We start from the raw sequence: 12644 nt of genomic DNA, 5'->3' as shown, positions 1-12644 counted from the left end.
TCTTAAAATTTATCTTAACTTAAAGTTTATTTGAGAAAAAAAATTTTGTCAAGACTACGAACCTGTCAAACTATACGTAAATAGCTGGACTTTTATAAAAAATATGGTATAATTAAAGATAGAAAAATAAAGAGGAGAGTCTTATGGCTTCATTTAAAATAACTTTTCCTGACGGAACTCAAAAAGAATTTGTTAATCCGGTGTCGGCGCGTGAGCTGGTACAATATTTTCCGGCCTGCCCTGCTCCCATAGTAGGCATAAAGGTAAACAATTTGGTAGTACCCTTAAACAAAACCATCGATGTACAATCCAATATAGAACCGGTAACATTAGCCGATCGTGAAGGCTCAAATTTTTACCGAAGGACTCTCTGTCTGATTTTAGCTGCTGCAGCAAAAGAACTATACCCCGGCTTAAGGCTTTTAATGGGACACAGCCTGGATTACGGCTATTATTACACCCTTGAAGGAAAAAATTCAAGTAAGGTGGATTTTAAGGCTATAAAGGCAAAAATGGATGAAATGGTAGCTCAAGACATGCCTATCGATACCCGCTGGCTTTCCTACGAAGAAGCCTTGGAAAAATTCGAACACTCAAATCAACCCGAAACCCATAGACTTTTAAACTACACGAGTAAACCCCGAATTTTAATAAACCGTTTAGGCAACTATGAAGACCTCTATTTCCAACCCCTCATGGATAGAATAGGTGAAGTCAAGGTCTTTGATGTAATGCCCTATGAAGACGGCTTTTTACTCAGGTTTCCGAGGACATCATCTCCTACAAAGCTCTCGGAATTTAAAGACATTCCCCATCTTTTTGAAATTTATAAAGAATATAAACAATGGGGAAAACTTGTAGGCGTTTCATCGGTGGGTCAGTTGAACGACTTAATTACCTCAAGAAAAATAAAAGACTATGTAGAAATTACTGAGATACTTCAAAACAATAAACTTGCCGAAATAGCAAAAAAAATAACGGCTAAAAAAACCGCAAGGGTAATACTGATAGCAGGCCCTTCAAGTTCCGGAAAAACCACTTCGGCTAAAAAACTTTCAATGCAGCTTAAGGTTCTTGGGTATGTACCTAAGGTTATAAGCCTTGACGATTTTTATCTGGGTATTGCTAAAGCACCGAAAAAAGAAGACGGAAGGCCCGACTTTGAATGTGTTGAGGCTCTGGACATTGAGCTCTTAAACGATGTCCTTCTCCGTCTATTCAATGGTGAAACAGTCGAAATGCCTTCCTACGATTTTAAGGTAAGTGCCCGCAGACCTGAAGGTAAGATGTTTACCCCTGAACAAAACACAATCTTTATACTTGAAGGAATCCATGCTCTGAACAATAAGCTTACGGCAAAAATAGACGAGTCATTAAAATTTAAGGTATACCTTTCGGCTCTAACCCAACTTAATTTGGATGACCATAACCGCATCCCTACATCGGATAACAGACTTATAAGACGCATAGTCCGAGATGCCCAGTTTAGAGGAAGCCCTGCAGCAAGAACAATAGGAATGTGGGGCGATGTAAGAAGCGGAGAATCAAAATATATTTTCCCATTCCAAGGAAATGCCGATGCTGTCTTTAACACGGCCCTGGACTATGAGCTTTCAGTCTTAAAGGTTTATGCAGAACCGCTTTTAAAAGCAGTAAAGCCGAACCAAAAGGAATACAACGAAGCATCGAGGCTGTTAACCTTTTTAGGAAACTTTCTACCGCTTCCGGCCAGCTTTGTACACGGACAATCCATATTGCGCGAATTTATCGGCGACAGCGACTTTTCATACAGCTAAGATTCAACTAAATTCGGCCTCGTAGACTAAAAAAGGTATTTATGCTATAATGCTCAAACGTATGAGTAAGAAATTTGTTTTTTCAGCAAAAGAAGTTGTCGTTTACCCGGGTCAGGGCGTCGGTACTATCACGGATATTACCAAAAAAGAGATAGCCGGAGAAGTCATTGACTATTATGTTATTTATCTGTCCGATTCGGATATGACGGTCTTAGTCCCTATTACCGGAATCGATAATCTGGGAATAAGACGTATAGTAACAAAGGCAGAAGCTGAAGCCGCCCTCAAATTCCTATCCGAAGATTTTGAACCTATCCCGATAGATTGGAAGGCCCGCTATCAAATGAATATGGACCTATTTAAAAGCGGAAAAATCTTGGACACAGGCTCGGTCGTACGCTCCCTCTACCAACGCAGCAAAACAAAGGAGCTTCCCATTCAGGAAAGAAAGCTCTATGACTCAGCCTATAGAATTTTTCAAGACGAAATAGCAGCGGCATTAAAGATGACAAAAACAGAAGTAGAGGCAGCTATACACTTACACCTTGAACCGCTAGGCGGCCCAATCGAAAAATTCAAGGATGACTATGATGACGACGACGACGATTTAATCGCAAATGATGATGAAAGACTTGATGATGACGATATGGATGAAGACGACATAGAAGACTCGGATATGTATGAGGACGATTAAAAGTTTAGGCTTTGCCGCCGTAATAACTGCAGCAGGCAAATCCCAACGAATGAATTTAGATACAAAAAAAGAATATTTAAGATTACCTGAATACGGAGAGGGCGTTACGGTTCTCTCCGAATGCCTTTTAAAATTTTTACAAACAAAGCTGTTTGAAGTCATAGTTGTTACTGTTCCTGCCAAAGATATTTCGGACGCAAATAATTTAATCTTCAACGATAAAAGAATTGAAAAAGCTCTGCTTAAAAAAAATACAAAAATAATCTTTACGGCAGGTGCCGATACAAGACAGACTTCCGTCTTTAAAGCCCTTGTTAAACTCGGCGAGGTTAAAGAAAAAAAAGAAGCCGATTTTAACTTTGTATTAATCCATGACGGAGCCCGCCCCTGGGTCAACCCTGAGCTTATAAAACGAGTCTCCGATGAGGTAAGCAAGCGGGAGGCGGTAATTCCCGGCTATCAAGCCGTTGATACACAAAAAATCGCCGATACATCCGGTAAAATAACCCAACACTTAAAAAGAAGTTCCGTATATTCGGTACAGACCCCTCAAGGATTCGACTTTGAAAAGATACTGGCAGCTCATAAACAAGCCCTAGAAAACGGAAAAGAATATACAGACGACAGCGAAATTTACGGAGAATTTGCCGGAGACGTTTTTATCTGCACGGGAGAAGTATCCAACAAAAAAATAACTTTTAAGGAAGATATAAAATGAGAACAGGCCTAGGCTACGACTTACACCGCTTAGTCAGAGGAAAAAAACTTATGATGGGAGGCGTTCATATTCCTTTTAAAAAAGGTGAAAAAGCCCACTCGGATGGAGATGTCCTCCTTCATGCTATTACAGATGCCCTCCTCGGAGCCTGCGGAATGGGAGACATAGGAGAATTTTTTCCGCCGAGCGATAAAAAGTGGAAGGACGCAAATTCGTCAGAACTTTTATCAACAGTCCGGGAAAAAATAAGCGAAGCAGGATGGAAGATTCAAAACATTGACTGCGTAATAATAATCGAAGAACCAAAAATACTTCCTTTCAGAGAAGAGATAAGAGAATCAATAGCAAGTATTTTAAAAATAGAAAAAGAGCAAATTTTTATAAAAGCAAAAACCGGAGAAGGCATAGGAATAATAGGAAAAGGCAAGGCCGTTGCCGCCCTTGCCTCATGCCTTATCTTTTGTCGGCATACTCAAGAATAAGATCTACTTCTCCGAGGGATAAGTTTAAAGCCTTTGCAATCTCATTGTTTTTCCAGCCTTGGCGTGACAGTTTTAGTACGTTTTCTTGCACATTTAATGACGGACTTCCGCTTTCGTTTCTTTCGGGTTTTTCGCCCTTAAAGAGATCTGCCATCAGCTTTAGCTGAGCTTCCGATTCGCTCGAAATTTCTTTTAATCTGGTTTCGGTGGCGGCAAGCCAGCTTCTGGCCTGCTTTAGGTTATCCATCTTGGAGTTCAAATCTTCCAATGTAGAATCGACGCTCTCAATCTTTTCGCAAACAGCTTCTGCCCTTCCCTGATTTGATAAAAGAGTTTCAAGCGTTACCTTTATCTTTTCCATCTCGGGAGGAATTACACTTACCTCAGTTTTAAATTGTTTAATATCCGATTCAAGAGTCTTTAAATTTTCAAAAGCGGAATCAATGCTTTCAAGAGTTTGATTTAATACGGCTTCTTTTTTCTCAAGCCTTTCATAGCGGGTGTTTACATCACCGATACCTTCTTCCAATCTTCTAATTTGAACTTGGTATTGCTGTAAGTCATCATTTACGGCAGTAAGCTCGATGATTTTTTTATCCATCGAATCGGAAAGAGCATTAAGTTTTATAAACTCGCCTTCAAGAAGCTCAATGTTTTTGCGCTCATTCATAAAGCGGCTGACCTTTTGTTTTGCTTCCTCTTCCAAATGAGTAACCTTATCATATTGAAGAGTGAGATCATCCATTGCATTTTTATAAACCTCAAATTTAGTAACCTCATTTTTAAGAGAAGCAATATCTTTTTCCAAACCTTCTTTTAATTCATCAGCCCTTTCAAAGACCTTGGTTTGTGTAATAAAGTCATTTTGTTTTTTATCTATTTCTTCTATAAGCGAATTTAGGCGGTCTGCATCAGCCTCTATCTTTTCGCGAACCTTCTCTTGGGTTTCATCAAGGCGGTTACGAACTTCAAGAATCATATCATTGATGCCCTGTACGGACAGCGCAGCCTCAGAAGCGGCTTCCTTAATTCTTTTATTGATTACCTCATTTAGTTTTTCTGCTTCGGTATTAAAGCGGTTTGTAACTTCTGAAGCATGCTCATCAATGGCCTTGTTTGCAGATGCAACCTTAGTATCAACGGAATTAAGCTTCGCCTGAATACCGTTAAAGGCGTCTCCGCTCTTTGCTACAAAGTCTTTGTACTGGGCATTATACTTGGCATCAAGATTTTTAATTGCATTTTCCGTTAAGCCGGCAAAGTTTGTAATCTTCTCGTCAAAGAATGAACGGGCATCCGTAAACTGCTGATCCGTGCGGTTCTTCCAAGTTTCAAAATCCTTTTTAATAGTTTCAAACTTGGCTTCCGATTCTTCCCGAATTGAAAGGAGTTTTTCTTGCATGCCCTTTGAAGTATTTTCAAGCTCTGCATTTTGATTGGATACAGCCTCTCGAACCTGCTCCTTATATGAAGCAAGCTCAGTTTCAAGCTGCTGAGATGCCTTTGCTTTTATCTGATCTACGTCTGCACGGAAAGATTCTATATATTGCTCTACAGTGCCGTCCATTGCAGAAACCCGTGAATTTAAACCGGCTTCAACATCTTTAACCTTTTCATCCAGTTTGGTAAAAAGAGCTTTATATTCTTCGGCTGCCTGACCAAGCCTTACCCGCAGCTCTGCCTTATATTTTTCTTCCAAATCCTTCCGTGCCGATTCGTTTTCAGAAGCAAGAAGGGTCATGTTGGCAGAAACATCATCTTTCCACTGATCGAAGCTTAGATTAATAGCCTCGCTCCTCTTCGCAAGATCCGCAAAGAAGTCGTCTTCAAACATTTTTAATTTTTCCGAAACGTTTGTATAGGCCTTTGCTTTTAGGTCATCGATACCTGCATCTATGGCCTTCATGCGTTCACGGATTTTTTCCGAATTATTCGTAAACTCGTTAAAAAAGTTTTGCTGACTTTGTTTGGCCGAATTTACGTAAGAAGAGAAGTCGGCTATAATCTCATTTTTAATAAGGTCTTGAGATTTTTCGATTTCTTCTTTTAAGCTGTCAACGTTTTCAATAGCCTTTTCAAATTTGGTAAATCTTTCTTCAGTTTGAATCTTAAACTCATTTAACTTTTTATCCGTAAATTTAGAAAGAGAATTTACGTTATCTTGGAAGTTAGAAGCAAGGCTGTTAAACTGAGACCTCATTGTAGCTTCGGTTTGGTTTAAATCGGCAGCAATCGCATCAGAACGTACCGAAACGGCATCCTCAGTTTCCTTCAATTTTTCGGATATGGAATTTATACGTAACGAAATATTTTCTTCGGTCCGGGAAAAATCCGACTGCATTTGAGCAAGATAGTCCTTTGCCTGAGTTTCCCATTCTGCCTTAAAATCCGAAGCCATCTGCCTTGTCCGGTTTAAATTGTCATCCATTTGGGTTTCTATCTCTGCAGCTGTTTCTTCAAATTCTTTGCGGTAGCTTTGAACCCTTTCTGCAGTTTCTTCCTTTAACTTAGCAAAGGCAGCTTCCTGAAGAGCTCCCGCCTTGTCTGCTGCAGAATTATATGCTTCTTTATATAAGTCTTGAAGTTTAATTGATGTTACTTCCAAGAGTTCGCCCGTATCTCTTTGGGCCGAGGCAAGGCGGTTTTCAACATCGTTGATTACAAGGCCCATTTCATCCAATATTTTGCTTTTATATTCGCTTAATTTGGCATCGGCTTCGGCTGCAAAATTTTGTTTTAATTCCGGAATACTTTCGGTGAGATTATTGAGCTGAGCCCTTGCAGCGTTAATCGATTTTGCAAGAGAATCTACAAAATCCGCTTCCCTTGTAATTTCCATTAAATTTTTTTCTGCCAAGGCCGTCATATCCATAAGTTTTTGAATGGTTTGCCCGGATTCGGTAATATATCTATCAATATCCTGAATGGCGGCAGAGCGTGCTTCTACCGTTTCGGTTTGTTCTAAAAACATGGCACGGAGGTCATCAAGCCGTTTTACTGTAGCAATAGCCTTACTTTGCTGCACTCCCAATTCCGTGGAAAGATCGCTTAAAGTAGAATTCTTTTCGTTTACAAAAGCTTCCAGATCTTCCTTTATTTTATCCCCGTATTTTTTTGCTTTTTCGATGGATCGGTTATTTTTATCGCTTTGTCTAAAAGCAATAATAATACCTATACAAATTACCAATGTTATAAGATTGAATAAAATATCATTCATTATAAATTCCCACCCTTTTTTACGCTTATAATATCAAATTATATCATAAATTTCAATAATTGGCGATAGTTTGAAAAATAAATATCCGGTTTTTCATTATCTTTTTGAGCAAAAACTTTTTTAAGTAAGATAAATAACCTGCTCTTTATGCAGGCAGTGTGCATTCCTGCTGCCTTGGCCCCTGCAACATCGTACCTTAGATTGTTTCCCACATAGAGAATCTTATCGCAAGGCAGATCAAGGGCTTCTGCCAACCGTTTAAAGGGGAGAGGAGAAGGTTTTAATGCCCCTATAGCCTCTGTCCCGAAAGCGGCATCACAGAGGGGTAAAATACCCCACACATCATTTTTTTGTTCCGGTAAAAAGTCCGAAAGAAGGGCTATTTTAAGCCCGCATCTTTTAAATTCCTCTATAGATTCCCTTGCAAAAAAGTAAGGTTTTATCCTTGCAAAACGCTTTTTCCATCCCTCATAAATTTCCGTCTCCAAAAAGTTTTTAACATCTTCCTTATTTTTTCCTGCGTGTTTTGCCAAGATTTCTGCTTGAAAATCAAAAAAGTTGCTTAAAACTTTATCTGGGTTCTTTTCCTGCCAAAGTCTTATATCTTTTCGAGTCTTGTTAAAAGCAGACATAAAATTAAAATTTTTTAACAGAAATGGAATTATACGTAAATTAAAGCGCCATGAAGGATAAAGTGTACCGTCAATGTCAAATGCTATAGCAGAAATACCGTACTTCATATGATTTTATACTATAAATGTAAGGCTTTGTCTACCTCTTGGAAGTTTACAAAAAATTTGATAGATTAAAAAAATGAACATAAACTTAGAACAAATACAAACTTTTGTTAAGGAAAACTTTACCCTTCCCTCTTTTATATCCATATTGTCTTTCTTGGGGATAATTTTAATAACATACATCTTTTTTAAAATTATAATTAAATCGCTTAAAAAATTTACGGAGAACAAGGTAAGCCCTGCAATTCAAAACCTTATAACAAAGATTCTCCAATACACCTGTCTGGCCGTTATCTTGATGACGATATTCAAAAAGCTCGGTATAAACATAAATGCCTTTGTAGGAGCCGCAGGTATTGCCGGTGTTGCCATAGGTTTTGCAGCCCAAACCTCGGTGTCTAATATAATTTCAGGCTTCTTTGTCCTTGCCGAAAAAGCCTTTAAGGTAGGCGACCGTATCCAGCTTGGAGACATAACGGGAAATGTAGAATCGATTGACTTTATGGCTATCAGGGTAAAAACCCTTGACGGAAACATAGTGCGTATTCCGAACGAGGTAGTCATAAAGGGAAACCTCATAAACTACTCAAGCCTCCCGATAAGGAGAATCGAAACAAAGATAAGCGTTGCATACGGAAGCGACATGGAAAAGGTAGAATCCGTTTTAATGGAAATCCCGAACCGAGTGCCTCAAATTCTAAAAAGCCCGGAGCCATTTGTTTTCTGGTCGGCTTATGCAGATTCCGGTATTGAAGTTGCCTTCTATGCTTGGGGAAAAAATGAAGATTTTCTTGTTATAAAGAATTCTATTTTTAAACTTATAGCCGAACTCTTCGAAGAAGCTGAAATAAATATTCCCTTCCCGCAAATGGACGTTTATATCAATCCGGAAAGAACAAAAAAGGAACCTGTTTTTTATGAAAGCGCAAAAAATAAGCCTCAATAACAAGTAACAAGGCAGTAGAGATATTCCCCTACTCCAAGGGAGCAAAGTACCCTATTTCATCCCGGCCTGATCTTTCCAAAAGCTGTACTTCTACTTCTACGGGTAAAAATGACCTACCGAAGTCGGTGGACATGGTAGAAGTATATTTCAGCTGGTACATTCCCAAAGGCTTTTCGATAATATCATCAATAAGAGGTTTTAACCCCCTTTCGGCATAGATGTATGAGGTCTTACCGCCAGTCTTTTTTGCAAGATAGCTCATTTCGGAAGCAGGAGCTCCCTTTTTTAAACTAATCGGGTAAAAACGTATATTGTTATTTTTCATGTATGAAGCAAGGTCGTTTAAATTATACTGCTTAAAATTATCCGAATTAGGATCGCTGAAATTCAAAAAAAGAACGGCTCTTTTTTGTTCGGAATTTATCAGCTCCCCGACGGCAAGCCTCAAAGCAAGATCTAATTTCCAGTCGGACGAGGCCGGAGCCTTTATGCGGTTAGGCAGGGTTATCAAATCGGCAGGAGAGAATTTTCCCTCAAGAGCGGGAATAGATGAGGCTGAAATAAGGCTTATCTTTCCCCTGCCCTGCATTGCTTCTGCAATTTCCTTTAAGGCAGCCTCTATTAAGGCCTTTTCCTTTAAGGAATTGGGAGATCTTTCAACAATGACGGCTATATCGCAAGTTTTATTAAGATAGGAAGAACCGGTCAAAGAATAATCGGCAACAGGTCTGTTTCCCTCCGTGATTATAAAGTTATCCTGAGTCAAACCTACAATTTGTTTGCCGTCGCGGTTTTGTACGCTCACTTCAACCAAGACTTCAGGGAATTTATCTGAATAAACTTTTTTTATCAATACAAAAAGGCCGCCTGCAAGTTCATTTATTCTTGAAGTTATTTCTACCGTTTGATTTTTATGGTCGATTAAAAGAAGACTTCCGTTTACATCGGGAACCGCAGCCGTAATCTTTGTAGGAACATTTCCCAGACTTGTCAACTCGCTTACAGTCGAAAAAGCAATATCTATAAGGTAAGCCTTATTCCCTGCAGAAGCAACCAGATTACCGTTCCATTCCCTAAGGGATTCTATTTGCTTTAAGGTGCCTTCAGGCAGGAGGGATTGAACAAAGTTACCCGCCGTATCGAAGGTATAAACAGCGCCCTTTATTGCATCGGCAACATAGACAAGCCCGTCAACTACAGCTATCCCCGCAGGAGCCGTAAAGCCCCCGAAAAGGCCGCTTTTTTTTCCAAAGGTAAAAAGAGGCTCTCCGGCAGAAGAAAAAACAACGATTCTTGCATTTCCAAAATCGCAAACATAGATATTGCCGTACTCGTCTTCAGCTAAAAACTGAGGGCCTATAAATTCTCCGTTCCCGCGGCCTCTTGTTCCGAAAGATTTTATAAAAGAGCCGTTTTTATCGAGGAGAGAAAGCCTGTCGGCGGCAAATTCCGAAACCAAGAGATTTCCGTCCGATAGGGCTATAACATCGAAAGGCCTGTCAAAGCCCTGAATAGGCCCCTTTGTTCTGTCCAAGATAATACCGTTTACATTAAAGTGCAAAAGCTCGTTTGAGCCGTAAGCCGTCATCCAAAAGGAGCCGTCGGAAACAGCCGCTATCGAAAGAGGTTGGCGGAAAAGCTCTACAGTGCCGTTCTTTGAGCTAAAAGAAGAGTTTTCCACATACTTTATGTTATCTGAAGAATAGGGAGTAAGGCTCCTCGATTCTTTTAGAATTTCTATCTTGTTTTTTAAAAGCATTCCGCCGTAACCTGCTGCCTCAGCTAATTCCCACTGAGTCAGGGCTGCACCTTCAACACCGGAGCTGTAATAGGCCTTTCCAAGCCAATCTAAAATTAAGGACTCATCGGGCAGATAAGAAAGAGCTTTTTCGAATAAAAGGATGGCTTCGTTAAAGGTTCCTCGATAATAGGCTTGAACACCCCGCCTAAATTCTTCGGAAGCAACCCTCTTATCCGACGAGGACGGCTTATCGGTAAAATTCTTATCTTGTGAAAAAACAGGAAGAGTAAATAAGACTAAGATTATAAAAACAATTATACAACATTTTCTACCGAACTTCATCCTAAGCCTCCCGTGCATCAGAACTTATCATTTCAAAGTGTTTGAGTATAATCTTATTATCGGGTAATTTTTCTTTAGCTCGAGTAATATAGGATTTAGCTTCCGAAGGGAGGTTCATCTTATGATAGATTAAAGCCATCGAATCCAAATAAGCCGGATTTTCGGGCTGTTTTTCTACGGCTTTTTTGCAGAGGAGCAAGGAGCGTGTCAGATCTCTATCCGTTTCGGCCAAGATATAGGCCAGGCCGTTTAGGGCCGTGCTGTTTTCCGGAGCGGTTTTTAAGGCTTTTTCGTAATACTCGATGGCCTTTTCGGTTTCGTGGTGTTCATAATAAACATAGGCCAATGAAGAAAAAACCTGTACCGACTCATAACCGGCTTCGATAAGTTTTGAAAGCTCAAACTCTGCAAGTCTGGTTCGGCCCGTATTTGCATAGATAAAGGCTAATATCAATCTGCATTGATAAACCTTTGCAATATCCTTGCTTGCAGTTACTACCTGCTCAAGATATTCAAGAGCCTGCTCATACTCCGATAAGCGGGAATATATTAGTCCTATATAATAGTTTATTTCGATTTTTATAAGAACATCTTCAGTACTTACACTTAAAAAGAAAACTAAAGCTTCTTGATAGTCTTTTTTGTTATATAGGTTTACACCCTCTTTTAATTCGGAATACATGAAACCCTCCCTTTTTCAAATTATACAGAAAAAAAACTTTTTACACAATAGCAGAGAAAGACACTTAAAAATTCACCAATCTTAAAGCCCTTGTTAAAATGTTCTTGCAGAGCCTGTAGGCTTAGCCTTGTATATCAAAGGTTTAAATCCGAAAATTCTTTCGTAATCTCCAACTTTTTCTATATAAGCTTTTGCATCTTCATCTCTAAGAATAGTATAAGTACATCCGCCAAAGCCCTTTCCAGTCATTCGTGAACACACAAGATTAGTTACCGAAGGCTCCATAAACTCAAGGGAGCGTTTGACCAGCCAATCCAATTCGGGGCAGGAAATTTCGAAACGGTCTCTAAGCCCGTCATGCGAGCGGTTTAAGATACGTGAAAGCATTATATTATCTTTGCGTTTTAGGGCGTCCACAGCTTCATCAACACTTAAAGATTCTCTTATAATATAGGTAACCCTTCTCCTCACCGATTCGGGGATATCGATTTCTTCAAGCATTTTTTCGGTCAAATGCATCATATTTTTCGGCATATCCGGCTGTTTTTTTACCAACTCATAGGCTTCGACACATTCGTCCAATCTGGCCGTCAATTCTTCGCGGGCAATTATGCGCGGGACACGGGAATCCGTTAATATAATGGAATGCCCCTCAATTGGAAAAGGATAAATATCCGCAGTTTTTTTTCGATGGTCGGTACGCACACAGTGATTGGATTTTGCAAAAAGAGCACATAAAATATCCGCTCTATGTGCATAAGTATTTAAATGTTGAACATTAGCATGTTCAAGAATATCTACCAAATCGCTTTTGGTAAGTTTTGGGGCAAACATCTTCCTCAATATGAGGGCTGTTGCCGTTTTAAGAGCGTTGGGCGTTCCCAAGCCCGCATCCGCAGGTATTTCGGACAAAATAGTAAAATTTAAGCCGGAAACATGATGTCCGAAGTCGTTAAATGCCGAAATAACGGCCTTAACCGCATTAGCCCATCTGTCTTCCCTCTTATACCTGAGACCTGAATAAGATATTTTTTTCCGCTCATTAAGCGAAATTGAAAACAGCCTAAAGTTATTATCACTGCGCCTGGATGCACAAGCATATAAATAGTGATTAATGCTCATGGAAAGAGTATTTCCCTGTGCAAACCATGTATGTTCACCTAGAAGATGAAACCGCCCCGGAGCGGCAGCACATACTTCAGGTTCATCTCCATATTCGTCAATATGAAATGTAACTATTTTTTGCATAAATATATAATACTCGTTATATTGAAATTTTTCAATAAAAA

Annotated in this window: 10 protein-coding genes; 5 read left to right on the top strand and 5 right to left on the bottom strand. The window is 39.5% G+C overall.

The genetic code is table 11. The annotated features are described in order from the left end of the window. Positions 1–143: 143 nt before the first annotated feature. The 4 genes from HYB91_RS02330 (at position 144) to ispF (ending at position 3690) form a co-directional block, all read left to right on the top strand. Positions 144–1796 (top strand): nucleoside kinase, encoded by a 1653-nt coding sequence (locus HYB91_RS02330; protein ID WP_253704329.1) that lies wholly within the window; start codon positions 144–146, stop codon positions 1794–1796. A gap of 61 nt (positions 1797–1857) precedes the next feature. Continuing rightward, entirely contained in the window at positions 1858–2490 is a 633-nt protein-coding gene (locus HYB91_RS02325; protein WP_010689757.1) for a CarD family transcriptional regulator, read from the top strand. Further along, on the top strand, positions 2477–3208 hold the full coding sequence (locus tag HYB91_RS02320) for an IspD/TarI family cytidylyltransferase (protein WP_002675735.1): 732 nt from the start codon (positions 2477–2479) through the stop codon (positions 3206–3208). Before HYB91_RS02325 ends, HYB91_RS02320 begins: the two co-directional genes overlap by 14 nt. Further along, complete coding sequence (gene ispF, locus HYB91_RS02315; protein ID WP_002675737.1) at positions 3205–3690, top strand: 2-C-methyl-D-erythritol 2,4-cyclodiphosphate synthase; 486 nt, start codon at positions 3205–3207, stop codon at positions 3688–3690. The genes HYB91_RS02320 and ispF overlap by 4 nt, the downstream gene beginning before the upstream one ends. Here the strand turns inward: ispF and HYB91_RS02310 are convergent. Both HYB91_RS02310 and HYB91_RS02305 read right to left on the bottom strand, forming a co-directional pair. Further along, entirely contained in the window at positions 3662–6907 is a 3246-nt protein-coding gene (locus HYB91_RS02310) for a SpiroCoCo family coiled-coil protein (RefSeq protein ID WP_002675738.1), read from the bottom strand. The two genes, ispF and HYB91_RS02310, sit on opposite strands and share 29 nt — an antisense overlap. Positions 6908–6945: 38 nt before the next feature. After that, positions 6946–7647: an HAD family hydrolase gene (locus tag HYB91_RS02305; protein WP_002675739.1), complete on the bottom strand. Its 702-nt coding sequence runs from the start codon at positions 7645–7647 to the stop codon at positions 6946–6948. Between the two features lie 73 nt (positions 7648–7720). Between HYB91_RS02305 and HYB91_RS02300 the strand changes: the two genes are divergently transcribed. Then, a complete protein-coding gene (locus tag HYB91_RS02300) occupies positions 7721–8590 on the top strand; it encodes a mechanosensitive ion channel family protein (protein ID WP_002675741.1) in 870 nt (289 codons plus the stop codon). A gap of 28 nt (positions 8591–8618) precedes the next feature. On the opposite strand, the gene HYB91_RS02295 is transcribed toward HYB91_RS02300, so the two are convergent. The 3 genes from HYB91_RS02295 to HYB91_RS02285 all read right to left on the bottom strand — a co-directional run bounded on the left by HYB91_RS02295 (position 8619) and on the right by HYB91_RS02285 (position 12603). Beyond that, the gene (locus HYB91_RS02295; protein ID WP_002675744.1) at positions 8619–10673 is read right to left on the bottom strand and encodes a hypothetical protein; all 2055 of its coding nucleotides are present in this window, start codon (positions 10671–10673) and stop codon (positions 8619–8621) included. Position 10674: 1 nt separating this feature from the next. Continuing rightward, the gene (locus tag HYB91_RS02290; RefSeq protein WP_002667823.1) at positions 10675–11355 is read right to left on the bottom strand and encodes a tetratricopeptide repeat protein; all 681 of its coding nucleotides are present in this window, start codon (positions 11353–11355) and stop codon (positions 10675–10677) included. 93 nt (positions 11356–11448) lie between these two features. Beyond that, on the bottom strand, positions 11449–12603 hold the full coding sequence (locus HYB91_RS02285) for a galactokinase (protein ID WP_002667821.1): 1155 nt from the start codon (positions 12601–12603) through the stop codon (positions 11449–11451). Positions 12604–12644: the final 41 nt, after the last annotated feature.

The sequence above is a fragment of the Treponema sp. B152 genome (assembly GCF_024181665.1).
Classification (GTDB): Bacteria; Spirochaetota; Spirochaetia; order Treponematales; family Treponemataceae; genus Treponema_B; species Treponema_B denticola.
The sequence above is the reverse complement of the archived record's forward strand: the minus strand, read 5'-3'. Positions and strand labels throughout refer to the sequence as shown.

Bases quoted from the DNA above. Each gene is read 5' to 3' on its own strand.
- HYB91_RS02325 (WP_010689757.1), top strand. From the start codon at position 1,858: ATGAGTAAGAAATTTGTTTTTTCAGCAAAAGAAGTTGTCGTTTACCCG.
- HYB91_RS02290 (WP_002667823.1), bottom strand. From the start codon at position 11,355: ATGTATTCCGAATTAAAAGAGGGTGTAAACCTATATAACAAAAAAGAC.
- HYB91_RS02330 (WP_253704329.1), top strand. From the start codon at position 144: ATGGCTTCATTTAAAATAACTTTTCCTGACGGAACTCAAAAAGAATTT.
- HYB91_RS02295 (WP_002675744.1), bottom strand. From the start codon at position 10,673: ATGAAGTTCGGTAGAAAATGTTGTATAATTGTTTTTATAATCTTAGTC.
- HYB91_RS02285 (WP_002667821.1), bottom strand. From the start codon at position 12,603: ATGCAAAAAATAGTTACATTTCATATTGACGAATATGGAGATGAACCT.
- HYB91_RS02310 (WP_002675738.1), bottom strand. From the start codon at position 6,907: ATGAATGATATTTTATTCAATCTTATAACATTGGTAATTTGTATAGGT.
- HYB91_RS02305 (WP_002675739.1), bottom strand. From the start codon at position 7,647: ATGAAGTACGGTATTTCTGCTATAGCATTTGACATTGACGGTACACTT.
- ispF (WP_002675737.1), top strand. From the start codon at position 3,205: ATGAGAACAGGCCTAGGCTACGACTTACACCGCTTAGTCAGAGGAAAA.
- HYB91_RS02300 (WP_002675741.1), top strand. From the start codon at position 7,721: ATGAACATAAACTTAGAACAAATACAAACTTTTGTTAAGGAAAACTTT.
- HYB91_RS02320 (WP_002675735.1), top strand. From the start codon at position 2,477: ATGAGGACGATTAAAAGTTTAGGCTTTGCCGCCGTAATAACTGCAGCA.